The sequence below is a fragment of the Acetobacter malorum genome (assembly GCF_002153605.1).
Taxonomy (GTDB): domain Bacteria; phylum Pseudomonadota; class Alphaproteobacteria; order Acetobacterales; family Acetobacteraceae; genus Acetobacter; species Acetobacter malorum_A.
The window spans coordinates 110896-137341 of the sequence record NZ_JOPG01000005.1; the positions used below are offsets into that span (position 1 = coordinate 110896).

Annotated in this window: 20 protein-coding genes; 13 read left to right on the top strand and 7 right to left on the bottom strand. The window is 60.0% G+C overall.

All coding sequences use genetic code 11. From position 1 onward, the window contains the following. Positions 1 to 2: 2 nt before the first annotated feature. The 4 genes from rpe to purM all read right to left on the bottom strand — a co-directional run bounded on the left by rpe (position 3) and on the right by purM (position 3848). On the bottom strand, positions 3 to 674 hold the full coding sequence (gene rpe / locus HK23_RS02295) for a ribulose-phosphate 3-epimerase (RefSeq protein ID WP_086652725.1): 672 nt from the start codon (positions 672 to 674) through the stop codon (positions 3 to 5). Between the two features lie 63 nt (positions 675 to 737). Further along, positions 738 to 2066 carry an RsmB/NOP family class I SAM-dependent RNA methyltransferase gene (locus tag HK23_RS02300; RefSeq protein ID WP_086652726.1) on the bottom strand — a complete coding sequence of 443 codons (1329 nt, stop codon included), beginning with the start codon at positions 2064 to 2066 and terminating at the stop codon, positions 738 to 740. A gap of 76 nt (positions 2067 to 2142) precedes the next feature. After that, positions 2143 to 2769, bottom strand: a complete 627-nt coding sequence (gene purN / locus HK23_RS02305) for a phosphoribosylglycinamide formyltransferase (protein WP_086652727.1) — start codon at positions 2767 to 2769, stop codon at positions 2143 to 2145. Beyond that, positions 2766 to 3848 carry a phosphoribosylformylglycinamidine cyclo-ligase gene (gene purM / locus HK23_RS02310; protein WP_086652728.1) on the bottom strand — a complete coding sequence of 361 codons (1083 nt, stop codon included), beginning with the start codon at positions 3846 to 3848 and terminating at the stop codon, positions 2766 to 2768. The genes purN and purM overlap by 4 nt, the downstream gene beginning before the upstream one ends. A gap of 102 nt (positions 3849 to 3950) precedes the next feature. Between purM and HK23_RS02315 the strand changes: the two genes are divergently transcribed. The 10 genes from HK23_RS02315 (at position 3951) to HK23_RS02360 (ending at position 18097) form a co-directional block, all read left to right on the top strand. Continuing rightward, entirely contained in the window at positions 3951 to 4718 is a 768-nt protein-coding gene (locus HK23_RS02315) for a P-loop NTPase family protein (RefSeq protein ID WP_231888451.1), read from the top strand. 85 nt (positions 4719 to 4803) lie between these two features. After that, positions 4804 to 6903 carry a S46 family peptidase gene (locus HK23_RS02320; protein ID WP_086652729.1) on the top strand — a complete coding sequence of 700 codons (2100 nt, stop codon included), beginning with the start codon at positions 4804 to 4806 and terminating at the stop codon, positions 6901 to 6903. 225 nt (positions 6904 to 7128) lie between these two features. Then, positions 7129 to 9399 carry an RNA degradosome polyphosphate kinase gene (locus HK23_RS02325; RefSeq protein WP_086652730.1) on the top strand — a complete coding sequence of 757 codons (2271 nt, stop codon included), beginning with the start codon at positions 7129 to 7131 and terminating at the stop codon, positions 9397 to 9399. A 91-nt stretch (positions 9400 to 9490) separates the two neighbouring features. Continuing rightward, positions 9491 to 10981, top strand: a complete 1491-nt coding sequence (locus HK23_RS02330; RefSeq protein WP_063908050.1) for a Ppx/GppA family phosphatase — start codon at positions 9491 to 9493, stop codon at positions 10979 to 10981. A gap of 179 nt (positions 10982 to 11160) precedes the next feature. Beyond that, a complete protein-coding gene (locus HK23_RS02335; protein WP_086652731.1) occupies positions 11161 to 13485 on the top strand; it encodes an adenylate/guanylate cyclase domain-containing protein in 2325 nt (774 codons plus the stop codon). Continuing rightward, a complete protein-coding gene (locus HK23_RS02340; protein WP_086652732.1) occupies positions 13482 to 14375 on the top strand; it encodes an MlaE family ABC transporter permease in 894 nt (297 codons plus the stop codon). The genes HK23_RS02335 and HK23_RS02340 overlap by 4 nt, the downstream gene beginning before the upstream one ends. Before the next feature lies 1 nt (position 14376). After that, the gene (locus HK23_RS02345; protein ID WP_086652733.1) at positions 14377 to 15078 is read left to right on the top strand and encodes an ABC transporter ATP-binding protein; all 702 of its coding nucleotides are present in this window, start codon (positions 14377 to 14379) and stop codon (positions 15076 to 15078) included. Beyond that, a complete protein-coding gene (locus tag HK23_RS02350) occupies positions 15078 to 16028 on the top strand; it encodes an MlaD family protein (protein ID WP_063908051.1) in 951 nt (316 codons plus the stop codon). The genes HK23_RS02345 and HK23_RS02350 overlap by 1 nt, the downstream gene beginning before the upstream one ends. After that, positions 16025 to 16960 carry a hypothetical protein gene (locus tag HK23_RS02355; protein WP_086652734.1) on the top strand — a complete coding sequence of 312 codons (936 nt, stop codon included), beginning with the start codon at positions 16025 to 16027 and terminating at the stop codon, positions 16958 to 16960. The genes HK23_RS02350 and HK23_RS02355 overlap by 4 nt, the downstream gene beginning before the upstream one ends. A 264-nt stretch (positions 16961 to 17224) precedes the next feature. Next, the gene (locus HK23_RS02360; protein ID WP_373270300.1) at positions 17225 to 18097 is read left to right on the top strand and encodes an ion channel; all 873 of its coding nucleotides are present in this window, start codon (positions 17225 to 17227) and stop codon (positions 18095 to 18097) included. Positions 18098 to 18117: 20 nt separating this feature from the next. On the opposite strand, the gene HK23_RS02365 is transcribed toward HK23_RS02360, so the two are convergent. Together HK23_RS02365 and HK23_RS02370 are read right to left on the bottom strand one after the other, a co-directional pair. Next, complete coding sequence (locus HK23_RS02365; RefSeq protein ID WP_086652826.1) at positions 18118 to 20286, bottom strand: FUSC family protein; 2169 nt, start codon at positions 20284 to 20286, stop codon at positions 18118 to 18120. A gap of 136 nt (positions 20287 to 20422) precedes the next feature. Next, positions 20423 to 22606, bottom strand: coding sequence for an FUSC family protein (locus HK23_RS02370; protein WP_063908054.1), 2184 nt, complete (start codon positions 22604 to 22606; stop codon positions 20423 to 20425). 254 nt (positions 22607 to 22860) lie between these two features. On the opposite strand from HK23_RS02370, the gene HK23_RS02375 reads away from it, so the two are divergent. Next, entirely contained in the window at positions 22861 to 23235 is a 375-nt protein-coding gene (locus tag HK23_RS02375; protein ID WP_063908055.1) for a YidB family protein, read from the top strand. A 115-nt stretch (positions 23236 to 23350) separates the two neighbouring features. After that, complete coding sequence (locus tag HK23_RS02380; RefSeq protein ID WP_086652827.1) at positions 23351 to 23878, top strand: hypothetical protein; 528 nt, start codon at positions 23351 to 23353, stop codon at positions 23876 to 23878. Here HK23_RS02380 and HK23_RS02385 read toward each other — a convergent pair whose 3' ends face one another. Further along, positions 23879 to 24856, bottom strand: coding sequence for a hypothetical protein (locus tag HK23_RS02385; RefSeq protein WP_256940023.1), 978 nt, complete (start codon positions 24854 to 24856; stop codon positions 23879 to 23881). A 324-nt stretch (positions 24857 to 25180) separates the two neighbouring features. Between HK23_RS02385 and HK23_RS02390 the strand changes: the two genes are divergently transcribed. Continuing rightward, complete coding sequence (locus HK23_RS02390) at positions 25181 to 26437, top strand: dicarboxylate/amino acid:cation symporter (protein ID WP_086652736.1); 1257 nt, start codon at positions 25181 to 25183, stop codon at positions 26435 to 26437. Positions 26438 to 26446: the final 9 nt, after the last annotated feature.

Below are 26446 nucleotides of genomic sequence, written 5' to 3' on the forward strand. Positions count from 1 at the left end.
CATCATGCTGTAACGTGAGAGCGCAAAGCGTCTATGGCGGCGGCGTAGTCCGGCTGAGCGTAAATGGCACTTCCGGCAATCAGCACATCCGCTCCGGCCTCTATCGCCAGCGGGGCGGTTTTCGGGTCAATTCCGCCATCTACGGCCAGACGGATGTCCCGGCCTGTGGCCTTGATCATCTCCCGCAGGCGGCGGATTTTGGGGAGCTGGCTGGTCAGAAATTTCTGGCCGCCAAACCCAGGGTTGACGCTCATCACCAGAATAACATCCACCAGATCCAGAATTTCGCTCACAGCTTCTGGCGGGGTAGCCGGGCACAGCACAATGCCGGGTTTGGCCCCAAGCGCGCGGATATGCTGGAGCGAGCGGTGGGCATGCGGCCCGGCCTCAATGTGGATGAGGATATGGTCCGCACCCGCTTTTGCGAAGGCTTCCAGATACGGGTCCGCAGGCTGGATCATCAGATGCACGTCAAACGGCAGCGTGCTGTACGGGCGCAGGGCTTTGACGACCTGCGGGCCGAAGGAGATGTTGGGCACAAAATGCCCGTCCATCACGTCCAGATGAATCCAGTCTGCCCCGGCATTGGCCACGGCCTGCACTTCCTCGCCCAGACGGGCGAAGTCGGCGGCAAGAATGCTGGGGGCAATAAGAGGGCGGGTTACGGAGTGCATAACTTTTGTTATCCGCAATCCCGCCGCCCGACGCAACTCTGTTAAAGCGCGTTTGGAAGATTGTTACGCAGGTATGATGAAGCGGGCTGCAAAAAACCCGTCCATGCTGCCTTTGTCCAGCCATAGGCCCGGATGCGTGCGCAGCCAGCCTTCCGGCGTAAGGGCTTCCGGCAGAAAGGAAAGTTCTTCCGGCGTAAAGGGGGAGGGGACCAGCCCCATCTCCTGAGCAGCACGGGCACGGGCCGGACCTTCCTCATCCTGCAGGGAGCACACGGCGTAAATCAGCCGCCCACCGGGGCGGAGCATGGATTTGGCCGCAGCCAGAAGCCGGTCCTGCCCGGCTGTCAGCGCATTCAGATCACGCGGACGTTTGACCCACAGCACATCCGGGTGGCGGCGCGCCGTGCCTGTGGCGGAGCAGGGTGCATCCAGCAGAATGGCATCAAACAGCGCATCGGGTTTCCATGTCGCGGCGTCGTCCTGCACAATCTGCACAGGGTAGGCCAGCCGCGCCATGTTCTCCTGCAAGCGCAGCAGACGGGTGGCGTTCTGCTCCACAGCCGTCACGTCCGCGCCGGTGGCGGCAAGCTGGGCGGTTTTCCCGCCCGGAGCAGCGCAGAGATCGGCCACCCGTTCGCCCGGTTTGGCCGCCAGCAGGCGCGCGGGGAGGGTTGCGGCGGCATCCTGCACCCAGAATGCGCCTTCCTCATAACCCGGCAGTTCCGTTACGCGGGTGCCAGCGGGAAAGCGGACGGAACCGTTGGGTAGTTCCTCGCCGCCTTCCGGTGCGGTTGCGCCGGGGCGGAGGGTAATGTCCAGCGGGGCTTCATGGCTAATCCCCTGAGCAATGGCGCGCGCGGCCCCTTTGCCCAGCGTGTTCCAGGAACTCCACAGCCATGAGGGAATATTCAGGCGCGCCTGATCGAGCCCCTCCAGCAGAGCCGGTCCCTGATCGGCCACCTTGCGCAGCACAGCATTGGCCAGCCCTGCAAACGGGGCCAGCTTACGGCGGCGCAGCAGAGAAACTGTGGTGCCGACGGCAGCATGCGGCGGCGTTTCCAGAAACAGCAGCTGCGCGCAGCCCATCATCAGCGCCACGCGCACAGGCTCCGGCGGTTCCTTGCGCAGGAAGGGTTCCAGCACCGTGCGCAGCGTGCCCATGTGGCGCAGCGTGGCGGCGGCCAGACGGTGAGCCGCTGCACGGTCACGCGGCGGGGCCTCGTGCTCGTTGGCGGAGCGGGACAGGGTGGTTTCCAGCATGCGCCGGTGTTCCACCACGCCGCACAGGATATCAAACGCAACGTCCCGCGTGGGGTCAGCAGGCTGTGGGGCGTTGTTGCGGCGCGCTGCATTGCGTCTGGGGTTACGGGGGCGGCGGGGTTCTGCTGTCATCAGCTCACTATCTGTTCAGGCAATCAGGTCAGGCCATAAAGGCGGAGGAAAATGGCAGGCCAGACCTGCCGGAGCATTACGCCACCAACAGGGCGGCGTCTGCTGATGTGGGGGCTTGGCTCTTGTCCAGATACCGGCGCAGCACGCCGGGGTAGAGCTGGTGTTCCTGCCGCAGCACCCGTGCAGCAAGGGCGTCAGCCGTATCACCCGGCAAAACAGGGACTGCTGCCTGCCCGAGAATAGGGCCTTCATCCATGCCTTCCGTTACAAGATGCACGGTGCAGCCGTGGATGCGCACGCCGGCTTCCAGCGCGCGCTCATGCGTGTGCAGGCCGGGGAAGACAGGGAGCAGGCTGGGGTGAATGTTCAGCATTTTCCCCGCCCACTGGGTGGTGAGGAACGGGGTCAGCAGGCGCATATAGCCCGCCAGACAGACCACTTCCGCTCCGGCTTTCCGCAGGGCGGCATCTACGGCGCGTTCATGCGCCTCACGGTCTTTTTTATACAGGCGGTGGTCGATCGCCACGGTCTCAAGCCCTGCGGCGCGGGCCATGTCCAGCCCCGGCGCGTCTGGTTTGTTGCTCAGCACAAGGCAGATGCGGGCCGGAAAATCCGGCTGTTTGCAGGCCTCAATCAGGGCCGTGGCGTTACTGCCCCGGCCACTGAGCAAAATGGCGACCGGGGTTTTAGGCGTCTCACTCATGCTGCGTGAAAATCCGGGGATGCAACCATCTTCAGGCCAGCCTTGGCGGCGCTGTCAGCAGCTTTGGCGATATGGCCAATCAGCGTGCCTTCCTCGCCCAGTCCTTTCAGTCGGGCGAGAACTTCGTCCGGTTTCGGGGTGATCAGCACCATGCCTACGCCACAGTTAAACACGCGCAGCATTTCTTCATTTGCCACGTCACCAGTGCGGGCCAGCCAGTTGAAGACGGGCGGCACCGGCCATGCGGCGTCAATCACGGCGTCCAGCCCGTCGGGCAGAATGCGAGGCAGGTTGCCCGGCAGCCCCCCGCCGGTGATGTGTGCTGCGGCATGCAGCAGGCCAGCGCGGTGCAGATCCAGCACCGTGCGGACGTAGAGTTTGGTGGGGGTGAGCAGGGCCTCACCCAGATTTTTGCCGGGTGCGAAGGCTGCCGGGTCCGTCCAGGCCAGATGGGCATCGGCTACAATGCGACGCACCAGAGAATAGCCGTTGGAATGCACGCCGCTGGAGGGCAGGGCGATCAGTGCGTCACCCTCTGCAATACCAGCTGGCAGCAGGGCGGAGCGTTCTGCGGCCCCAACGGAGAAGCCAGCCAGATCATAATGCCCATCGGCATACATGCCGGGCATTTCTGCCGTCTCACCGCCTACCAGCGCACAGCCGGACTGCTCACAGCCCTGCGCAATGCCGCGCACAACCTTGGCGGCACTTTCAACAGACAGGCGGCCCGTTGCAAAATAATCAAGGAAGAAGAGTGGTTCCGCGCCCTGCACAATCAGGTCGTTCACGCACATGGCGACCAGATCAATCCCCACGGTTTCATGCAGACCCGTTTCAATGGCCAGCGTGAGCTTGGTGCCCACCCCGTCCGTGCAGGACACCAGCACCGGGTCTTTAAAGCCGGCGGCTTTCAGGTCGAACAGAGCACCGAATCCGCCCAGCCCCCCCATGGTGCCTGGGCGGTCTGTTGCCTTGGCTGCGGGTTTGATGGCGTCAATCAAAGCTTCTCCGGCTTCAATGTCCACGCCAGAGTCACGGTAGGTGAGGCGGGAAGAGGGAGAACTGGAAGAAGACGTCATGACAGGTGCTCTTGGTCTGAAAGGGGTCGATGTAACGGATCGGGTAGGGTAGGAATCCCTGAGGACAGTCTTTACGGCAGGTGAAGCAACACGCAAAGCGGCATGAAACGGATTACGGAAACAAAAGAGGCCGCACAGCAGCCTGTGGCGGACGGAAAGGAGGGGGGAGTGACCGGGCAGATTGCTCTGCCGTTCGCTCACCGCCCCCGATTCGGACGCTCAGACTTTGTGGCGGCTCCCTCCAATGCGGCGGCACGCGGCTGGGTGCTGGATGCGGAAGCCATGTGGCGCTGGCCCGAAGGCCGTATGGCCCTGTGGGGGGAAAGCGGCACCGGCAAGACGCATCTGCTCTCCGTCTGGGCAGCGCGGCATGGTGCGCCCGTTATTGAAGGCCGCCGCCTGAATGAGCAGGACGTGGCCAATCTGTTTCATGAAGGCGGGTTCCGCGCGCTTGCGCTGGATAATGCCGATCAGGTGCGGGAAGAAGCCGATCTTCTGCATCTGATCAATCTGGTGCGGGAGCGGCGCATGGCGTTGCTCATGGCGGGGCGGGCTTCCCCCGCGCGCTGGCGTGTGTCTCTGCCGGATCTGGCGAGCCGTCTGCGGGCGACGTCCTCCGTGCCGATTGGGCAGGCGGAGGAAGAACTGTTGCGGCGGCTGTTCCTGCGTTTGCTGGCGGAACGGCAGATGGTGGTGGCCCAGCCGGTGACGGAATGGCTGCTGCGGCGTCTGCCCCGTAATGCCGGGGCGATTCGGGATATGGCGGCGCGGCTGGATCAGGCCGCACTGGCTTCGGGCGAGAAAGTGACGCGGGCGCTGGCTGCGGGCGTTCTGGAAACTCTGCTGGAAGAGGACGCAACGCGCTCTTAACGTCTTGCTCTGTGGGCGTGTCTGCGTCACTGTGCGGAACGATTTCGTTATAGTGTAACATTAACCTGAAAGTGGTTTCTGCATCATGAGCAGCTTTTTCAAGCGATCTCTGTTGCCTCTGGCGGTGCTGGCGTGCGCTCCGGCGGTTCTTCCCTCCATTCCCTTCGCGCATGCGGATGAGGGGATGTGGACCATGGACCATCTGCCCGCAGACCTGATGAAGCAGCGTTACGGCTTTACGCCCACCCCCGCGTGGACAGAGCGCGTGACCAAGGCCTCCGCTCGTCTGGCGCTGGGCTGCTCGGCCTCGTTTGTTTCGGCTGACGGGCTGGTAATGACCAACCACCATTGCGCCAATGAATGCCTTCAGCAGCTTTCCGGTAAAGGGAAGAACTACTTTCAGGACGGTTACAGCGCCAAAAGCCCGGCGGATGAGCAGCGCTGCCCCGCCATGGAGCTGAACCAGCTGGATAGCATCACGGACGTGACGGACCGGATGCAGACGGCCCTGCGCGGCAAGGATGGTGCGGCCTACACCACGGCGCGTCAGGCTGAGGAAAGCGCGATTGAAAAAGAATGCGCCAAGGATGACCCCAAAAAATGGCGCTGCGATGTGATCAGCCTGTATCACGGGGGTCGCACGGCGCTGTATCGTTACCGCCGCTATCAGGACGTGCGCATGGTGATGGCGCCGGACCAGAACGCGGCCTTCTTCGGCGGGGACCCGGATAACTTCAACTTCCCGCGTTATGACCTCGATATGGCGTTCATGCGGGTCTATGAAAACGGGAAACCGGCCAAGGTTGACGCCTTCCTGCCGTTTGACGCTGCAGGCCCGAAGGAAGGGGAGCTGGTGTTCACCTCCGGCAATCCGGGGTCTACGGAACGTGAAGTGCCGCTGGCCGATCTGGAATTTTCCAGAAACGTGACTGTGCCGTTCATTATCGACAACTATTCCGCACTGGATGGCGCACTCTGGCAGTACAGCCGGGAAAGCACGGCGCATCATCAGGAAGCACAGGAACGGGTCTTCGGGATTGAGAACAGCCTGAAAGTCTATCGTGGCCGCGTGGATGTGCTGTCCGACCCCAAACTGCTGGACGCCAAGGCAAAAAATGAGGCCAGCCTGCGCGACTGGATCAATGCCGATCCCAAGCGTAAGGAAGCCTATGGCGACCCGTGGGCGAAAAACGCACAGGCGCTGGCCGTTAAGAAGCGTATCTTCAAACCTTACGTGATGCTTGAAGGCGCTTTTGGGATTCAGGGTGAGCTGTTCCAGTATGCTAAACTGCTGGTGCGCGCTGCAAACGAGCGCCAGAAGCCGGATGCCGAACGTCTGACAGCGTATCATGATGCCCGTCTGCCTGCGCTGGAAGCCGAACTCGGTTCCACGGCTCCGGTCTATTCGGATCTTGAAAAGACAGAACTCGCTTTTTCTCTGACCAAACTGCGCCAGGTGCTTGGCGCAGATGATGAAATGGTGAAGCTGGTTCTGGGTAAGGCTGCCCCGGATGATCTGGCTGAAACGCTGGTCAAAGGCACGAAACTGGCAGACCCCAAGGTGCGTCTGGAGCTTTGGAAAGGCGGTGCAGACGCGATTGCTGCCTCCAAAGACCCGATGATTGTGCTGGCCCGCAGCATCGAACCGCAGACCCGTGCCCTGCGTAAGCAGATGGATGATGAAGTCGCTGCTCCGTCTCGTCAGGCGAGCGAAGCGATGGCCAAGGCTCGCTTTGAGCGCGATGGTGTGTCGTCCTACCCGGATGCCACGTTCACGCAGCGTCTGTCTTTTGGTCAGGTTAAGGGCTGGGATGAAAACGGAAAAGCTGTGCCAGCCTTTACGTATTTCTCTGGCCTGTATGATCGCGCAACCGGCTCTGACCCGTTCAAGCTGACCAAACTCTGGCTGGACGCCAAGGCGCACGTCAACATGAAAACCCCGTACGATTTTGTCTCCACCAATGACATTATCGGCGGCAATTCCGGCTCTCCGGTGATCGACTCTCAGGGCCATGCCGTGGGTCTGATTTTTGATGGCAACATCCACTCTCTGGGTGGGGACTTCTATTATGATGAAACCACTAACCGCGCTGTTGCGGTGGATACAGCCGCCATCATGGAAGCGCTGAAAGTGGTTTATAAAAATCAGGCGCTGGCGAACGAACTGTCTCAGGGGCATCTCTGAGGTCTGACGTCTGAGCAGCGCATGAGAAACAGGCTCGGAGGGCAACAGCTCTGCGGGCCTGTTTTGCGTTTTGCGCAGGCTCTCTGGAATGCGAGCGACATAAAACCGTAACATGTGTCATTCTTTTCCAGCCGGAAGACTGTACACTATGATGCAGAGACGTGTGAGATGATGAACCCTATGCCCGCAAGGCTGATGCGGGCAGGATAGGGTAAAAAAGGGAGAATGGGTGTGACGACGGCGCAGGACAAAAAGACGGGTCAATCAGCCGGAGCCAAAGTGCCCGCCCGCAGACGTACTCCGGCAGTTCGTCGAACCAGAAAAAAGCCGGTCCAGAAAAAAGTGACGCTGGACATGCCCGAGCGGTTTATCAACCGCGAACTCTCCTGGCTGGCCTTTAACCAGCGTGTGGTGGAAGAGGCGGATAACGCGCGCAACCCGTTGCTGGAGCGTCTGCGCTTTCTGTCCATCAGTGCCAGCAATCTTGATGAATTCTATTCTGTGCGTGTGGCCGGTCTTGTCGGGCAGGTGCGGGAAGGGCTGGTGGCGTTCTCACCCGATGGCCTGACCCCTGCCGAGCAGCTGGACGCCGTGCGGGAACGCTGTGCCCAGTTGTTGCGCGAACAACAGCGCATCTGGGTGGAGCTGCGTGGCCTGCTGGCGGATGCCGGTGTGGTGCTGTGTGAGCCGTCTGATCTGGATGAAGCCGACCGCACATGGTTGCACAACTGCTTTATGGACCGCGTTTTTCCGGTGCTGACGCCGCTGGCGGTGGACCCGGCGCATCCGCTGCCCTTCATCCCCAACATGGGGCTTGCACTCGGCCTGCGTTTGCTGCTGGCGGAAAACGGCGCGTTTGCCATGAACGCGCTGATCCTGCTGCCCGCGCAGGTTGAGCGCTTTATTCGCCTGCCCAGCAAGGACGGGGCGGGTAACCGCACGGTGCGCTTTATCCGGCTGGAAGACCTGATTACCCTGTGCATGGACCAGCTTTTCCCCGGCCTTGTGGTAGGGGAAAGCGGTATGCTGCGTGTGGTGCGCGATACCGACGTAGAGTTTGAGGACGAGGCCGAAGACCTTGTCCGTTCCTATGAGAGCGCGCTCAAACGCCGCCGCCGTGGCGTGGTGATCCATCTGGATATGGAAAAGCGGGTGCCGACAGAGCTGGCGGACGCGATTGCTTCCGGGCTGGACCTGCCGCCGGAAGAAATTGCCGTCCATTCCGGCATGATCGGCGTGGTGGACCTGAAACAGATGATTGTGGATGACCGCCCCGATCTGCTGTTCCCGCCCTACACGCCGCGCTTCCCGGAGCGGATTCTGGACTTTAACGGGGATTGTTTTGCGGCCATCCGGGCGAAGGACCTGCTGGTTCATCATCCGTTTGAAAGCTTTGACGTGGTGGTGCAGTTCCTGCGTCAGGCGGCGCTCGACCCGAACGTGATTGCCATTAAGCAGACGCTGTATCGCACGTCCCGCGACTCTCCCATCGTCAAGGCGCTGATTGAAGCCGCTGAAGCCGGCAAGTCCGTCACCGCCATGGTGGAATTGCGGGCGCGGTTTGATGAAGAAGCCAATATTCGCCTCTCCCGCGCGCTGGAAGCCGCCGGTGTGCAGGTGGTGTTCGGCTTTGCGGACCTGAAGACCCACGCCAAGCTCAGTCTGGTAGTGCGGCGCGAGGGTAATCAGGTGCGATCCTACGCACATTTTGGCACGGGCAACTACCACCCGATTACCGCCAAGATTTATACAGACCTCTCCTTCTTTACCTGCAAGCCGGAGCTGGCGCGGGATTCCGCACGCCTGTTCAACTACGTGACCGGCTACGCCATGCCGGCCAAGATGGAGGCCATTTCCTTCTCGCCCATCACCATCCGCAGCACGCTGCGGGAGCTGATTGAGGAAGAAATTGCCCATGTCAAAGCGGGGCGTCCGGGCACTATCTGGCTGAAGATGAATGCGCTGGTGGACCCGGATCTGATTGATTGCCTGTATCGTGCGTCCTGTGCCGGGGTGCGGATTATCGGCGTGATCCGTGGCATCTGCTGCCTGCGTCCGGGTGTGCCGGGGCTTTCTGAAAATATCCGTATCAAATCGATCGTTGGGCGCTTTCTGGAACATTCCCGCATTTTCGCGTTCGGGAATGGCCATCGCCTGCCGTCCCGCTACGCCAAAGTCTATCTGTCCTCTGCGGACTGGATGACGCGGAACATGGACTGGCGCGTGGAAAGCATGGTGCCGGTCACTAACCCGACGGTGCATGCCCAGATGCTGGGGCAGATCATGGTCTCCAACCTCAAGGACAATCTGCAATCCTGGGGGCTGGAAGCCAGCGGCACATGGCGCCGGCTGACGCCGGGGGCGCGGCCATTCTCTGCGCATGAATGGTTCATGACGCACCCATCGCTCTCGGGCCGTGGCTCGGCTGCGCATGAAACGCCGCTCCGCGCACCAGCCTCTCTGCCGACGTCAAAAGACCTGATGTTTGATGACTGACCTCAGCCAGCGGCGCGAGAAAAGCAGAATGCGTGTATTTGGCACCTGTTCTCGGTTTTCGTGAACGATTTTCGGGAGTAGAGTGCCGCCCATGCAGACTGATATGCCGCGCCGCTCGGCCGTTGTTGATCTTGGGTCCAATTCTGTGCGCCTCGTGGTGTTCGAGGGCGTATCGCGCAACCCTGTGCCTATCTTTAATGAAAAGGCGGTGTTGCGTCTGGGCCGCGGCCTGACAGCAACGGGCAAGCTGAATGAAGAAGGCGTGCAGATGGCTATGGAAGTGCTCAGCCGCTTCCACGCCATTGCCCGAGCCATGAACGCGGACCCGTTTGAAATTCTGGCCACAGCGGCAGTGCGGGATGCGCTGAACGGGCCGGAATTTGTGGATGCCCTGCGCAGGAACATGCCGGGTGTGCCCATCCGTATTCTGAGCGGGGAAGAGGAGGCCGATCACTCCGCCATTGGCGTGATGTGCGGCATTCCCGGCGCAAAAGGACTGGTGGCCGATGTGGGCGGCGGCTCTCTGGAGCTGATCCGTCTGGCGGAAGATGGTCGCCATGATGCCAATACCCTGCCGTTGGGCGTTATCCGCCTGAGTGACCGCGCCAAGGGTGATCTTGCCGAGGCCCGTACTCTGGCGGATGAGGATATCGGGCGCGTCAAATGGCTGTCTCAGGTCAAGGGAAACACGCTCTATCTGGTCGGCGGGGCGTTCCGTGCGCTGGCACGTCTGCATATTGCCCGCATGCAGTATCCGCTGAATATCGTGCATTATTATACGCTGGGGCTGGAAGAAGCGCGGGAGATGACCGGCTGGCTGCTGCATGCACAGCGCCGCAGTCTGGAACGTCTGCCCGGTGCCCCCAAAAAACGTCTGGATGATGTGCCGTTTGCTGCCACCGTGCTGCGCAGATTGCTGCGCAAGGTGCAGCCGGATCGGGTGGTGTTCTGCGTGGATGGTCTGCGGGAAGGGTGGTACATGCTGAATGTCGCCCCGGATTGCCTGCCGCAGGACCCGATGGACGTTGTGGCGCGGGACATGTGCGCCCGGCTGGGCCGCAGTAACACGCTGCCGGATGTGCTCTGCCGCTGGACCGACGGTTTGCTACCCAAGGAAACTGCGCAGGAGCAGCATCTGCGCCGCATTGCCTGCCTGCTCTCCGATGTTGGCAGCCACGACCACCCGGAATATCGGGCGGAGCAAACCTACTGGCGCATTCTCCGTTTGCAGGGTGTCGGGTTTGACCATGAGTCGCGGGCCTGGCTTTCTCTGGCTCTGGCCGTGCGGTATGCGGCGGACCTCAATGCCGAGTTTCTGGCAACGTCTCGCACGCTGCTGAGTGAGGCCGCATGGCGGCGCGCCATTGTGCTGGGGCAGGCGTTGCGGCTGGCCTATTCGCTTTCCGGCGGGACGGCTGTGCTGCTGGATGGCACGGCTCTGCTGTGGCGGCGCAAGGAGCTGGTACTCAAACTTGTGTCATCTCGTGTTGCTGTGCGCGGGGAAACCGTGGGGCGCGGGCTGACCCGGCTGGGGCAGGCGCTGGACGTTCCCACCCGCTTTGAGTCTGATCTGGAAGCCTGATAAAGCCTTTTTGCCTGTTCCCTGTCAGGAGCAGATGTGTGCGGGGAGCAGGGCATAGAGGCTCTGCGCCGGCGGGCACAGTCATGGGGCTGGACAAGCTGCGGCGTTCTGGGCACCTTAAATTTCAGACATCTTCCGGGGATGGGGATTTATGACCAGTAGTCAGGGGAAAAAGTGACGTGTCTTCTGATGAGATAGTCGATCCGACCGTACAGAACGATGCGTCCGTGCGGCGTGTCCTGCTGCATCTGGTCCTGCCGTTTGGTTCGCTGCTGCTGGTTGTGGGTGCGATTGTCGCCATTGGCCTGCATTCCTACCGCTCCACGCGGGCGGGCGTCGTTGCGCTGACCCATGAGCTTCTGGGTGCCGTCCAGCAGAATATTTCTCAGGAAGTCTCAGATTACATCATGCCCGCTGTGGCGGGGAATACCATTGCCAGCGGCATGATTGCCCATGCGCCGTTTCAGGTGGCGGACCGGGTGTTTAATTCCTACGGCGCGGCCATGCTGCAAAGCGTGCCGCAGTTGCAGTCCTTCTATCTGGGGGATGAAGACGGCCATTTCCGCCTGATTACACGCGGGCCTGATGGTAAAAATCAGGAACGCACCACGTTTGAAGTGCATGATGGCAAACAGGTCTATCATCGTGAATTCTACACGAATGATGGTGTAAAAACGGGTGAGGAATATACGGACGCGACCGGGTATGACCCGCGCAAGCGCCCGTGGTACAGCAATACGGAAGGCAAGACGGACGTCCAGTGGACGCAGCCTTATCTGTTCCCGTCCGCACGCCAGTTCGTCATGACCAGTTCTCTGCGTTTCAAGGCGGCAGACGGGCATACCTACGTTTTTGCGACGAATATTTCCCTCAATGAGCTCAGCACATTTCTGGACCATCTGAAGGTCGGTAAAACCGGGAACGCCATTATTCTGGATAGTCAGGGCCGGGTTATGGCGGGGCGTAACATCATGCAGCAGGCGGAAGCTGCGGGGTGGGACCCGAACAAGATGGTGCTGGACCCCAAAACGCATCCGGTTTTTGCCCGTGGGTATGACCATTATCGGGTACGGGGCTTCGGCCCACGCAGTTTTGAGCTGAACGGCAAACGCTATGTGACGATCGCGTCGCCGCTGAAAAGTTCTGCCGAGGGCTGGATCTTGCTGCTCTCCGCCCCGGAAAATGACTTTGCCAGCTTTGCGCGCCAGAGCAGCCAGCAGAGTTTACAGTTTGCCGGGATTATCATTGTCTTCTCGCTGCTGCTGGCCGGGTTCCTTGTGCGGCAGGTGCGGCGTTCGGAACGGGTGGCCCGCAAGCTGGCACAGCAGAACATGCAGATCACGCATGAAAGTGCGGCTGTGCAGCAGGTTGCCGTCACGCCGCGTCTGTTTGACCCAACGGCAGAACCTCTGGTGCTGACAGAGCAGCTTGCGCATGTCACGGATGCGCGGCGGGCCAGCGTCTGGCGGTTGCTGCATGACGGGCAGGCGCTGATCTGTGAAGATTCCTATGACCAGAAACAGGATACCCACTCCGGTGGCTTTGAAATGTCCCGCGCGGAGCTTGGGGCGTTTTTTGAAGCCATTGAATCCGGTGATGTGCTGAATGTTGATAACGCAGCGACGGATGATCGGACGAGGCAGTTCGAGCGTCTGGTCATGCGTGAGCTGGGTACCCGGATGCTCGCCGTTTACCCCATTCATGGGCCAAAGGGCATCAGTGGCGCATTGGTGCTGGAAGATGCCCATATGGCCCCGCATCTGGTGTATTTTGTAGACCTGATGGCGTCTATCGCGGGCGTCAGACTGGCCGAGACGGCGGATGAGATTGAAAGCGGGCATGGCCTGCCTGCTGATGAAGTCTCCGGTGCCGTCAATTCTGCCAAACCGCTGCCCGCGCCGCAGTTTGATAATATGCTGATGCGTGCGCCGCAGGTCTCTGGTGTGACGACGTCCGGGATTTATCCGTCGGTTGCCGTGCTGGTCATCACCTTCTCCGATCCTGTGGTGGATGGAGAGGCAGAAACGCAGGCTCTGCTGACGCTGATTAACCAGCTGGCCACGGATGTGCAGCGCATTTCCAAGGAACGCGGCCTGTTTGGCGTGGAAGTGGCCGGCCACCGCATGATCTGCATGGCGGGCTGCACCACCGAGGAAGACCCGACCGCCATTATCCGTATTGCCGATGCCGCGCTGACCATGCGGGAAACCTTTATGGCCGCACTGGCTGCGGCCAATCTGGAACCAGTGTTTGCCATGGGGCTTGATTACGGCGCGGCCTTTGGTGGCGCTGTGGGGGAAGAGCCCAAAGTCTTCAACCTGTGGGGGCAGACGGTCTCTCTGGCGGAACTGATGGCGCAGGGTGCCACAGATGGCGGCACCATTCAGGTAACAGAGCGTGTGTATCAGGCCCTGCGTGACCGGTATCTGTTCCGCTCACGCGGTTCCTTCTTTGCGCCGCATCTGGGCCTTGGCCGGGCTTATGTTCTGGCGGCGCGCCGATGAGTGGCGCGAACGAACCACGCAGTCCGGGTGGGGAACGGGACCCGATTTTAGAGGCGGACGCCTCCACCCATCCGCAGCACAGGCAGAAATTTGTTCTGCATGAATGGGCGCGGGAGAAACTGGCCTGGATCGGCCGCCTGACACGGAAGCAAATCCGCTTTTTCCTGATCATGCTGGGGGCAAGCTGGGGCGTTATCTTTGAGAGTTTTCGCTCTCATTCCTGGCGACGCACGGTGCGGTACGAGTTCGGCACAACCCTTAACAGCGTGATTGGCGGCGGCCTGATTGCCACGATGTTTGCTGGCACGCTGACGGGTGTAGCGGCGGTCTCCCAAACCATTTACTGGCTGGGTCTGGCGGGCATGGCCAAGATGACCGGCACCATTCTGATTGATGTGGTTATTCGGGAAATTGCGCCCATTCTGGTGGGTATCCTGCTGCTGGGCCGCAACGGTATGCTCTCCGTGACAGAGCTGGGCCTGCTGACAACAGGCGGAGAAATCCGCTCCATGCAGGCGCAGGGGCTGGACCCGTTTCTGCTGCTGGTCATGCCGCGCACGCTGGCTTTTACCGTGGGCGGCTTTACGCTCGGGATTCTGTTTTCCTTCGCGGCACTGGTGACAGGCTATATCATCAGCCGCATGTCCGGCGTGGTGACCAATCCGGTCTGGACGTTCCTCTATGACGTGGTCACCGCCATGTCCCATGCTGATTATCTGGTGATCCCGCTTAAATTTATTACCGTCGGGTTTGTGGTGGGGCTGGGTGGCTGCCTGACGGGGCTGACCGCTACGAATGAGGATAATCTGCGCACCCTTCTGCCGCGCGGCTTTTCGCGTGGCATGCTGATTGTGATGGCTGTCAGCGTGCTGTTCAGTCTGGACTTGTAAGATGGATACACGCACTGCCGGACCACTGCTGGAACTGAACAAGGCCGTTCCTTCCTTTGAGGATAGCGGCCTGCCACCCGTGCCCTTCAGCATGAAGCTGATGCCGGGGGACTGCATGGTGGTGGAATCCCGCTCCAGCACCCGGGCCACCATGTTTGCGGATATGTGCTGCGGGCTGGTGCCGCTGGATGCAGGGGCTGTGAAGTTCATGGGGCTGGACTGGGCTGACCTGCACGACCGGGAAATGAATGCCCTGCGTGGGCGCATAGGTCGTATTACCCGCAGGCCCAGCTGGCCAGAGTTCCTCAACACGCACCTTGCTATCACCCTCCAGCAACTGCACCATACTACTCGCCCAATGGATGAGGTGGTGGCGGAAGCTGCCCGGCTGGCGGAATGGTTTGGTCTGCCGGGCCTGCCGGTCTTACCGCCCAGCATGTTGTCCGATTCCGATTTGTTGCGGGCGGCCTGTGTGCGGGCGTTTATAGGGCATCCCCGCTTGCTGCTTCTGGAAGACCCGCTGGAAGCAAGCCCTGTGGAACTGCAAAATCCGTTTCTCAGTGCGATAACGGACGCGCGGGACAAGGGCGCTGGTGTCATCTGGATGGTGCGTAATAATGCCATCTGGCAGGGCTACCGACAGGGGATTACGAGTATGTGGCGCCTGGCTGATGACGGGCTTGTAGAAATACGGACGGCATAATGTTCCAGATCCGCTTAAGACAGAAAGTCAAACCACTCATCTCTCTGCGCTATGCGGATGAATGGGTTGGGTTCCTCGTGCTGCTCAGCGTCGTGCTGTTTGCCGGTGCCGTGGTGGAGGCCGGGGTGCTGCAAAACTGGCTGACACCGCCAGCACGCCTGCATGTCACGCTGCCAGCCTCTGGCGTGGGCGGGTTGACGGTGGGGAGTGACGTGCAGTTGCTCGGCACCCATGCGGGCACCATTCGCGCCGTCAAACTCAACCCCTCGGGCGAGATGTATGCGCAGGTGGATCTGGACCCGCAGGCCAAGCCGTTTATCCGGCGGGACAGCACGGCCATTATCCGCAAGCAGTTTATTGTGACGGGCTCTTCCTATCTGGAACTCAGCCGCGGGCATGGGGACCCAATGGACTGGAGCTATGCGGTGCTGAGCGCCACGCCGGCTCCCAACCCGGCGGACCAGATTACCGCCACGCTGAATGATATTCAGGCCCAGATCATGCCCGCCATTGCCAGTGCGCGGCACATGATGGCCGAACTGGACGCCACCATGACGGACATGCACGCGGGCAAGGGCACCGTGGGGCAATTGCTGACCAATGATGAACTGCTGAAACAGGCACAGGCGGCGGCGGTGTCCCTGAACACCGTGATTGATCGCCTCAAGCCCATTGAGAAGCAGGTGTCCGGCATTATGACCAAGACGGATGGCACCATGAACAATCTGCGCTCTGCCTCGCATGATCTGAAAGGCGCTACGCCGCATCTGCCTGCCATTGCAGGGAGTGTGGAGGCCAGCACGGCGGATCTGCCCGCACTGCTGGCGCAGGCGCAAACAACGCTTTACGGGCTGGAAAAACTGACCGACCAACTGCGCGGCATGTGGCTGCTGGGCGGGCAGAAAACCACGAAAAAGAACCGTCTCGCACCGCGGCAGGTGCGGCCATGAGGCGCATTGGCTCTCTGGCTCTGCTGGCTCCCTTGCTTCTGGCAGGGTGCGGCGGAGGGGCTGTGGAAGCGCCGTCTGCGCGGGATGACGCCGCGTGGGATCAGGCGATGACCGCCGGACAGGATTCCTTTGAGCTGGGCCGCTACAGCGTCGCCATTACTCAGTATCGCAAGGCGGCCGATCTGGCGTTGCTGCGGGATGATGGCGTGGCGGCGTCCGAAGCGGGGTATGATCTCGCCGTGTCACAACTGGCCGGGGATGACCCGGCAGCTGCGGTGAAAACCGTGCAGACCACTCGTCAGGCGGCGGCTGTGCGGGGGCAGACTGCGCGACCGGAATTTGATCTGATTGAGGCCGCAGCCCGCTACCGCCTGCGGCAATATCCACAGGCGATAGCGCTGGCGTCTGGCGGTATGGCTTCCACCGATACGGCTTATGCGGCGCGTTCCGCCCTCGTGCTGGGGCTGGCGGCGGATGCGGGGCAGGATGCACCGGCGTTCCAGAAAGCGCTGGCCTATTTCAATGGGTTGAAGCCGCCGCTGTCCCGCACGGAGCAGGCCGACAAGGCGGAAATTCAGGCCCGTGCTCTTCTGGCCTCTAATCCGGCGCAGGCGGAGCAACTGGCCGAGCAGGCCGCGACCTTGCGGCGGGATGATGCCTCCTATCGGGATATGTCCCGCGCGCTGGCTCTGGCAGGGCAGGCGGCTGAGCGCAGTGGCGACCATCAGAAAGCGGCCAGCTTGTGGGCACGTGCTGCGCAGAGTGCTTCCATGCAGGCTAATTCTGCCAATACCGTGGACGCCGCAACCGTTACGCAGGGGGCAAGCCTGTTGCGGGGCGGGGCGACAACCGCTGAAAGTGATGCAGCGCAATGGGCGCATCTGGCGGGTGGCGTGTCCCTGCATCCGTTTGCGGAGCAGAAGAAGCAATAAGTAAAGTCGCTGTAAAGTGATGCGGATTTGCTATGCGTAATTGATGGAAGCAAGCCTTTCTGAGGCCGTGTATCACCGTCTGATCGCAGGGTCGCGCGGCATGCGGCCTTTCAGATCAGAAGGGCGGACATGAAAAGCGTATTTCAAAGGCTTAGGGAAAAGCGAGAAGCGCGTCTGACGGCGCGTTACAACAGGCTGGACGATACGCCGCTTGAGGAAACAGGCAAGGCAGGCAAGAAATCCCATTTTACAACCAAGGAAGCCATGCGCCGGTTCCGTGCGCATGCGCTGGTGGAAGAAAAAGGCCACCGGGATGTGGTGCGTGTCGGTCTGTCTGACAGCGTCTGGACGGACCTGTATCACCATGCATTGACGGCAAGCTGGACATCTTTTGTTTATACAGCTGTTATTTTCTATTTTCTGATCAATCTGTTCTTCGCCCTGCTGTATCTGATCGCCCCCTCACAGGTGACGGGGGATGGCCAGCATACGTTGCTTTCCCTGTTCTTCTTTAGTGTGCAGACCCTCTCGACGGTGGGCTATGGCGGCATGGTCCCGGTGGGGCCGTATGCCAATATCGTAGTCTCGTTTGAAGTGCTGGTGGGCATGATGATTAACGCGCTGGCAACCGGCGTTGTGTTCGCCCGCTTTGCCCGGCCACGGGCGCGTATCATGTTCAGTAATACGGCCGTCATCAGCAATGAAAACGGTATTCCGGCGCTGTGCATCCGCATCGCTAACCTGCGGCTGAGCGTCATTTTATCTGTGGATGTGGAAGTCTCCCTGTCTCGTCTTGTGATGAGTGAAAACGGGCATCTGGTCCGGCAGTTTGACCAGCTTTTGCTGGTGCAGTCTCACGTGCCGGTGCTGCGGTTTGCGTTTGTTATGGCGCATGTCATCGGGCCGGAAAGCCCGTTGCACGGCAAAAGCATGGCGGAGCTTGAAAAGGAAGAAGCCGAAATTGTTGTAACCGTGACCGGCACGGATGAAGCGCTGGGCCAGACCGTGTTTGCGCGAACTGCGTATCGGTTTGACCGGGTGCACCATAATCACCGGTTTGTGGATATCGTGCTCTCCCGTCCGGATGGCCGGATTGCCGTGGATTACACGCGTTTTCACGATATCGAAAAACACTGAGAGCCGTGCAGAACGGTCTTTCAGGCTGCTGCAGGCAGGTGAAAACGGCGGGTTGTGTCCAGAAAAGTGACGTTGTCCGCCAGTTCCCGCTTCATCACTTCCAGACTGCCCACGGCGCGGGTGAGGTCCATCTGTAAAGACAGGTTCGGCTCCCACAACGCTGCTGGGCGTAACAGGGCCAGCGCTTTGGCTGCGGTCTCCGCAGGCCGCGTGGTGTGACCATGCAGGGTGGCGATGCTGTTCATAACACCCTCTAAGAGCTGTGCCTGTTCCGGCGAGAGGGCGTGATGTTCCATCACATGCTGAATGCGCAGCACCAGCAGCCCGACCGTCATGATCCCCATTGCCCCGGCCAGATAGGCTTCCGTCAGGGCATCGGGTTTAACGCCGGCATGATGAATGATCTGTGCAATGCGTCCGCAGGAGCGGGCCATCCATTCTGCCGGAGTAAAGGTGCTTTTCTGCGCGGCCAGTCTGCGTAAGTCCCGCACCAGCTTGCGGCGCAGGCGCCAGCGTTCGGCAGCAGCATCAAACGGCAGCACAAGGCGGAAGACCCACACCCCCAGTGCAATCCCCAGAACAACGGCGGGAGTGGTGTTGAACCAGACAATTTCGTTCATGCGGCTATGGTTGGCCGGACCGATCATAAACGGCATGAAGTTGTTATAGGCTGCGGCGGTCCCAATGGAATTTGGCGCCCGGAGGGCCAGTCCCCCCACCAGCATGGGGAAAAACAGGGACGCCAGCAGGGTCTCATTACTGGCCTGATCCGGCAGGACCAGAAACACCAGAACCCATGAAACAGCAGCGGCCCAGACAGCGCCCCTCAGGAAACCGCTTGAGGCCAGAACGGGATTTTCAAAAGAGGAAAAGCGCGTGCTGGTTACGGCCACAAACATGGCCAGTGTGGAACCATCTGGCCAGGCGGTAACCTCCCAGATCAAACCGCCCATGCAAATGGCAGCTGCCGACCGCAAGCCATTATTGAGGGCGAGAACAGGGTCTTTTTCAATATGCTGCGCAAAACGGAAATGGTCTTTGGTGCTGGGTTCCTGCGTTGCAATAAAATGTTGCAGGGCTTCATCCAGTTCCAGAATCAGCTTTGCGAGCGCCGTTTCCAGAATGCGGCTTTCCAGCAGATCCCGCATCAGCTCTTCGGAACTATTGGGATGGATTCTGGCCTGTTCAAAAAGGATCAAGGTGTCCGTTGCAGTTTGCAGGCAGTTCGTGCGGGCGTGATACAGGTCCGCCCGGATCTGGCGGGCGGCTGCGACCGGATCAGAATTTTTCAGGTGGTCTGGAATGGTTTTCAGGATTTGTGCAAAATCTGAGAGCGATTTTTTAAACGTCTCGGGCAGGGGGGCGGCCGCTTCCATATGGATATGCATGCTCAGCCCACGTGCCAGAAAGGTGGAAATACTGGCCAGCACGGCGCGGGCGTGGTCGCCCACATGCGCATGCGGGCCTAATTCGATTTCACTGAATTCGACCTGATCTGCCAGAGAGGGAATACTCCCCATCAGGGCGCGGGAACGGAACAGGCCATCCTTTTCTCCTAGCAGCAGGCCGGTCATGCTCAGGCAGGCTCCGCTGAGAGCCTCCTGCAGGCGGCTGCGAATTTCTTCCCGCGCAACAGTGTTCAGGCGGGGGGCGAACAGACCCGCCAGAGTGCTTTCACACACAATGCCCAGCGTGATGTAGGTGGTGCGGGACACGGCGATCATGAACACGTTGTCCGGCTGGTTGGCGGCACTCAGCACAATAATGGTGCAGGTAAAGGCCACCAGAACCAATGCGTAGGAGCGGAAATTGCGCAGAAACGTCGCCTCTGCGCAGCAGGCCCCGGCTCCCAATGCCAGCAGGGGGAACAGCAGCCAGGGTTCCTGCGGAAAGGCGGCCAGAAAGGCAATGCCGGATATCGCGCCAATACAGGTGCCAATCAGTCGCCACTTGGCTTTGGAAATACTTTGCCCGCGCGAGTTCTGCGCCACAATCCATGTGGTCATGGCGGCCCATTGCGGGCTGTCCAGTTCCATCCACAGGGCAAGGCTGAGCGCCAGCAGGGCGGCAAACGTGGTGCGCAGGGCAAAGCCCAGATTGGCCGGGGAGGGCGCAATCAGCCACGCGAGGGGGGCATTTTCTGAAAGACCGGCTCGGCCCTGCGAGAGTCTGGCGCCCCACGCACGCATCTGCTGCGAAAGGCGATCAGGGAATGAAGACACATGCACGGACCGATTATTCCTCCAGCCTCATGTTATAACATGAACGTGAAGGTCCGGTACATATTAAAATTGATTTTCAAAATGGGGTAAAATGCGCGCCCGTTTACACCGCCTTGTAGGGCTTGGAGGCATCAAGGAACACGGCGTTGGCATCCAGTTCGTGCGAGACGACGATCAGATAGGCAATGGCGCGGGTTAGCTCGATGCGGGTGGTGATGTTGGGTTCCATGGCCTCAATACGGCGGAGGGTATTGGTGGCAAGGCGCGCGCTCTGCGCCGTGCGGCCATATTTACCGGTAAAGCGGCTCATGCGGCGCATCACGACTTCAATCGGTCTGCGGGCGGAAGGAGGAATCTGGTTACGCTCAAGCAGGTTGCGCAGGCGGATGATGTTCAGGCCGATGGTCATGGCAGCCAGCGTGCCCTGCAGGCACCCCTCAATGGTGGGGGAGGGCGTGGGACCAGCGTGGCGGATCAGCCGGGCAAAGCGGTCAATGTTGCGGCCAATCCAGTTCTGGTTAAGCGGAATGGGTTCGGCAGACGCCAGTGTGCGCAGGTCACGCAGCAACGTGCGGCGCATGCGCCAGCGTTCCGCCGCACTGCTGAATGGCATGACTGCCCGGAACATGATGACGGCAAACGCCACCCCCAGCAGAATAGCGGCGGTGGTGTTGAACCAGGCGATTTCGTTTTCACGCCCCTGATTGAACGGGTGCACAAAGTTGGGCAGCAGCAGGGTATAGGCCGCGGCATGTAGCGCCGTGCCAGCGTTTCGGCTGGCTAGCCCGCCTGCAATCATGGGCAGGGCGAGGGAGGCGACCAGCATTTCGTAATTTTCCTGTGTGGGGAGCACCACAAACACAAGAAAGAACGAGACAAGGGCCGCCCAGAGGCTGCCCACCATGAACTGTGTGGTGGCCACAACAGGGTTTTCACGCGTGGCGAACAGCCCGCAGACAATGGCGACAAAGGTAATAAAGCCGAGGCCCGCAGACCATGCGGTAACCTCCCACACGAGACCCGCACTGGTAATGGCGACTGCCGCGCGGATGCCGTTATACATGGCCTCGCGCTTGTCCACATGGGACTGGAGGCGGAAGTGGAAATGGTCTCCACGGATAAAGTGCTGGCTGGCGTCATATTCCCGGATGGCCTGTTCCAGCTCACCCAGCAATTCATCCAGCGCATTGTGCAGAATACGGCCATCCAGCAGCGCCTGAATTTCCGGATTATCCTGCACACGGACCTGCTGCATGCTGATTTCTGTCGTCAGCGCATCTACAATCTGCTGCCGGCATTCTCCACGGAGCAGACGCAGGTTTTCCAGCAGATGCCGGACTGTATCGTCATTCTCCAGCTGGGGAGGCAGTTCATTCAGAAAAGCGCTGACTCTGGCTGCCGTGGCGCGGAAAACAGGCTGGTCCGTATCCACATATTGCAGCCGCACCGCCATGCCCAGACCGCGGGAAAGCAGCACGGAAACAGCAGCGAGTGCCGCCCGGGCGTGGTCGCCCTCATGCCCGTGCGGGCCCATTTCCACTTCTGAGAATTCAATCTGGTCATTAATAGACAGAATGGGACCGAACATGGCGCGGGAACGTATAAGCGCCTCATCATCCCCAGAGAGCAGGCTGGAGACGGAGCCTGAGACATTCCCGAGTGCCGTGCGCAGTTTGTCCCGAATGTTCCGGCGGGCCGTGGCAGCCAGATTATGGGCAAACAGCCCCGCCAGAACGCTCTCACACGTAATGCCCAGCACAATATACGTGGCGCGGGACATGGCGGTCATGAACACGTTGGCCGGGTTGGGAATGGCCCCAATGGCAATGATAGCGCAGGTATAGCCTGCCAGAACGAGCGCGTAAGACCGGAAGTTACGGACCAGCGTTGCCAGCGTACAGCACAGCCCCACCCAGATTCCGAGCGCGGGGAAGAACAGCCACGCCTGCTGGATAAAGGCGGAAATCAGCGTGATGGACATCACCACGCCAATGGCTGTGCCGACCAGTCGCCATTTCGCTTTGGAAATACTTTCCCCGCGAGACCCCTGCGCCACAATCCAGACGGTCATGGCCGCCCATTGCGGGTCATCCAGCTCCATCCACAAGGCGATGATCAGGGCGATCAGGGCCGCAGCGGTGGTGCGCACGGCAAAGCCAAGCGCAGGAAGGGAGGGGGCAAACAGCCAGCGCAGCCGGCCACTCTGCTGCTCGCCGGGGCGGCGCAGCGGGCGCAGATGGCGCAATGGGCCGATGCGGTCGAGAAGGAAGACGGGGAGACTGGGCAAAGGTGCTACTTTTTCGGCTGCGGCTGTTTGAAGCGTTTCAGACTTTCAAAGTAGCCCGATTCCCTGAATTTTCCTTGAGGTGTCAGACGCATATCAGCTATCGGTCCATCTCAGTGGGGTGCCGGGATGATAAGAAAGGCAGTTATTGATCTCGCACATGACTGCTATTTGGTCCATGATGATCTTAACTGATGCCCGCCTGGAACAGTGTAAGACTTACACACAGGCTTAATGGAAAAGCAGAGAGGCTTTACATGTCCGATTTCATTCAGAACCTTGTTGGTAAAGTGGAAGGCGCACTTGGCGTCAGTCTTCAGGGGGAAATGCAGCAGCAGCTCCAGAAACTGCTCCAGCCTGAAACGCTCCAGAGCATTCTGACGCAGGCTGATCAGGCCGGTCTGGGTGACAAGGTCCGGTCATGGATCAGTCAGGGTTCTAACGTTCCGGCAACTGCTGATGAAATCCGCGATATTCTGGGCAGCAGCACCGTGCATGATCTGGTGCAGCGCACCGGCCTGCCGGCTGATGCCGTTCTGACCACGCTGGCCCACTTCCTGCCGCAGGCCGTGGACAAAAAGACGCCGGAAGGCACGCTGCCGGCTCCTGCCGAAGCAACAAAAGAAGCCTGAGGCTTTCCCCCGCACCCGGTCAGTCTCTGCGCCGGGTGCGGGGCTTTGCCACCAGGATGGCAAACTTGCACGATTGAAAGGTGCATCCGGCCCGACAATCCGTTATGATGCCCGCATGAACCTTGGTGAGCGCATCACACGTGTTGATAGCTGGCTGCTGGATGACCTTTGTCAGCCGCTTGCAGACAGGCTGCCCGAGCGCATGCCAGCGCTGGAAGTTGGCATGAGCTGCCAGCTTGGCTCTCTTCTGTTTTCTGCTGTGTCCATTATCGCCGTGTTCGTCATTGGCGGGATGGAAGACATCACCAACATGATGTTCAACGTGCTGGTCTGGGGCCTGTGCGTGACATTCTTTATCGGCCTGAACCGTATGCGCGTGCTGGTGCAGCCCGGCAGGCCCAACCCGCTGCGCTATATGCTGGTGGGGGTGCGGCTGGTGTCTATCCCGTTTACGGCATATGTGCTGTATCAGGCGTATGACGCGCCAGCCCCGTTCCAACTCCCGATGTGGTTTAATGCCCTCTCCAACATCGTGTTTGTGGTTGGGCTATATTTCATCTCCTGCCAGCCCCGGCCGCCGCAACGCCGCGCGCGGGAAGATATCTGGGCACGGACCCCGTTGCAGGAAGCCGGCAACAGCTGATTAAAACACTGCGTTTACGGCAAATTGCGGGGCGACCTTAATGCCCGTATTATGCCCGGCGTAGTAGACCGCAGCTCCTGCAATGACGCCCCAGCGTGGGTTCCAGTTATATTCAACCGCCGGAGCAATCTGCCAGTCTGTTGAGGCCGCGCTGATTTTGTTCACGCGCGTGCCCGCAGCAGTCCACCCTTTCAGGTGGGAGCCGTTGGCCCAGTCCCGCGCCAGGTCCATGGCCAGAACCCAGCGCTGATTGATGCCGTATTCCAGAGAAAACCCGGTCTGGCCGCTCATGCCCGGCCGCCCCGTGCCATGGAACCCTTGTGTGGTGCCATAGGTGGTTGTGTCATGCAGGCGCGCGCTGGTGAGAGCATGCCGCCACCAGTTCCAGACACGCAGGCGGAGGGCGTGGTTGCCGGGCAGGGTGTAGGTAGATTGCGAGGTGACAGCGACGCGAAAGACGTAAGCTCCTGTCCCTGTGCCATCCTGTGTGCTGCGCAGGCGGGAATACGCACCGGTTGGCATGACAACACCGGCAAACAGATTGAGATCGGGGATAAATCGTTTGGGATTTGGGTGGAGAAACCGCCAGATCAAATCGACCGGGAAATCCCCAAACTGGGGGCCATGCGCATGCCCGGCAGTGTGCTTCCACCCATAGCTGACGACGGTATGGGTCTGGATGCTGATGTCATCCGTAATGCCGTATTTCCACAAGGTGGAGTTGCTGAAGGTCTGCTGCCGTGGGTGGAGTGGGTGACTGGTGCCGTTGGATGCAAACGTGCCCACCGGCTGGCTGTAAGTATAATAAGGCTCAACTCCAAGGTCCCCGGCATGAGATTTTGCGCCGGATGGTGAGACCAAGGAGCCGGTGTACCACTGGGCAGCATGCGCTGTGCGGGAGGAGAGGCTTACAAGGGATGATCCGACCAGCACCGCGTATAAAGACCGGGAGCACAGAGAAAACGATAGTCTGACCATAACCTTAAAAAGCGCCCTATTTTTTTCAGCTTTGACCGGAGAAGGCCAGCAAACGCACCTGAAATCAAGAATGGACGAAAGATTTCACAAAAGATTTTACCGGAATTATTGAAAGACTCTGAGTTTTCTGCGGGCGTTAGGGAAATTTTATTTCGTTACACTTCAATATCGAAACTTTGTTGTTACGATTGTTTATCTATTTCATGGAGTCTGCTTTGTGGGGAAGAATTCATGATTTGAGGGCCGTCTGGTCTTCAAATATTGCCGCCAGTAGCGTAGAAACCGGCAAAATAGTGGCAAGAAATCAGAACAGGGAACAACGCAATGGCCATTGGGACGCAGCCGGTCAACACCAGACGGCGGACTTATGCCATTCTGATAGCCCTTGTTCTGGGGGTGCTGAGCGGGCTTTTTATTCACACGCTCTCACCCGCGGTCATTCATTTTGCCGAGCAGGCCGCCACCCTGATGACGGGGATCTTCCTCCGGCTGATCAAGATGGTGATCGCCCCACTGGTTTTTGCCACGCTGGTGAGCGGGATTGGCAAGCTGGGTGATGACAGTCAGGTTTTCCGTATCGGCGGCAAAATTCTGCTGTGGTTCATCAGTATGTCTTTTGTCTCGCTGCTTATCGGCCTTCTGGCCGGGAATATCTTCCAGCCGGGTGCAGGGTTTGTGCCGCCAGCCGTGGAAGATCTCGCCAGCCTGAAGCACCCGTTCCAGCCGGTTGATTTCCTGCTGCATATCGTGCCGACCAGCGTTCTGGACGCCATGTCACGCAACGACATCCTACAGATTGTGGTGTTTTCCGTGCTGTTTGGTCTGGCTCTGCCTGCCGCGGGGAAAGCCGGAAAGACCATGCTGGGCTGGACGGAAGAACTGGGGCACATCATGCTGCGGATGACCGACATGGTCATGCTGCTGGCCCCCATGGCCGTGTTCGGCTCCGTTATGGGCAGCATTGCGCATAGTGGCGGCGGGATGCTGATCCAGTACAGCCGTTTTCTGGTTGAGTTCTACAGCACCATTCTGGTGCTCTGGATTGTGCTGACCACACTGGCGTTTCTGGTGCTGGGGCCGCGGATTAAAGACCTGATTCGTGAGCTTATTCAGCCGCTTATTCTCGGCTACGCCACAGCCAGCAGTGAATCCGTGTATCCGCTGCTGCTCGAAAAGCTGGAAAATTTTGGCGTGCCGACCCGTATCAGCGGCTTTGTGCTGCCGTTGGGCTACAGCTTTAATCTGGACGGCTCCATCCTGTTCCAGAGCTTTGGCGCGCTCTTTATCGCGCAGGTGTATGACATCCACCTGTCCGCCATGCAGCAGTTCACCATGGTTCTGGTCATGATGCTGAGCAGCAAAGGCATTGCCGGTGTGCCGCGCGCGTCCATCGTGACACTGGTGGCTGTGCTGCCGCAGTTCGGTCTGCCGGAAGCCGGGATCACCCTGATCCTCGGCATCGACCACTTCCTCGACATGGCCCGCACCGCCACCAACGTGCTCGGCAATGGCTACGCCGCGGCCATTTCCGCCAAGTGGGAAGGCGTGCTGTCTGGCGGGCCGACGGAGGACGCGCTGTAAGAGGTCTCT

Excerpts from the sequence above, each read along its gene's own strand:
- HK23_RS02300 (WP_086652726.1), bottom strand. The coding sequence starts at position 2,066 with ATGACAGCAGAACCCCGCCGCCCCCGTAACCCCAGACGCAATGCAGCG.
- rpe (WP_086652725.1), bottom strand. The coding sequence starts at position 674 with ATGCACTCCGTAACCCGCCCTCTTATTGCCCCCAGCATTCTTGCCGCC.
- HK23_RS02355 (WP_086652734.1), top strand. The coding sequence starts at position 16,025 with ATGAGGCGCATTGGCTCTCTGGCTCTGCTGGCTCCCTTGCTTCTGGCA.
- purM (WP_086652728.1), bottom strand. The coding sequence starts at position 3,848 with ATGACGTCTTCTTCCAGTTCTCCCTCTTCCCGCCTCACCTACCGTGAC.
- HK23_RS02340 (WP_086652732.1), top strand. The coding sequence starts at position 13,482 with ATGAGTGGCGCGAACGAACCACGCAGTCCGGGTGGGGAACGGGACCCG.
- HK23_RS02345 (WP_086652733.1), top strand. The coding sequence starts at position 14,377 with ATGGATACACGCACTGCCGGACCACTGCTGGAACTGAACAAGGCCGTT.
- HK23_RS02380 (WP_086652827.1), top strand. The coding sequence starts at position 23,351 with ATGAACCTTGGTGAGCGCATCACACGTGTTGATAGCTGGCTGCTGGAT.
- HK23_RS02360 (WP_373270300.1), top strand. The coding sequence starts at position 17,225 with ATGCGCCGGTTCCGTGCGCATGCGCTGGTGGAAGAAAAAGGCCACCGG.
- HK23_RS02330 (WP_063908050.1), top strand. The coding sequence starts at position 9,491 with ATGCAGACTGATATGCCGCGCCGCTCGGCCGTTGTTGATCTTGGGTCC.
- HK23_RS02365 (WP_086652826.1), bottom strand. The coding sequence starts at position 20,286 with ATGCGTGCGTGGGGCGCCAGACTCTCGCAGGGCCGAGCCGGTCTTTCA.
- HK23_RS02325 (WP_086652730.1), top strand. The coding sequence starts at position 7,129 with ATGGGTGTGACGACGGCGCAGGACAAAAAGACGGGTCAATCAGCCGGA.
- HK23_RS02375 (WP_063908055.1), top strand. The coding sequence starts at position 22,861 with ATGTCCGATTTCATTCAGAACCTTGTTGGTAAAGTGGAAGGCGCACTT.
- HK23_RS02315 (WP_231888451.1), top strand. The coding sequence starts at position 3,951 with ATGAAACGGATTACGGAAACAAAAGAGGCCGCACAGCAGCCTGTGGCG.
- HK23_RS02385 (WP_256940023.1), bottom strand. The coding sequence starts at position 24,856 with ATGGTCAGACTATCGTTTTCTCTGTGCTCCCGGTCTTTATACGCGGTG.
- purN (WP_086652727.1), bottom strand. The coding sequence starts at position 2,769 with ATGAGTGAGACGCCTAAAACCCCGGTCGCCATTTTGCTCAGTGGCCGG.
- HK23_RS02390 (WP_086652736.1), top strand. The coding sequence starts at position 25,181 with ATGGCCATTGGGACGCAGCCGGTCAACACCAGACGGCGGACTTATGCC.
- HK23_RS02320 (WP_086652729.1), top strand. The coding sequence starts at position 4,804 with ATGAGCAGCTTTTTCAAGCGATCTCTGTTGCCTCTGGCGGTGCTGGCG.
- HK23_RS02350 (WP_063908051.1), top strand. The coding sequence starts at position 15,078 with ATGTTCCAGATCCGCTTAAGACAGAAAGTCAAACCACTCATCTCTCTG.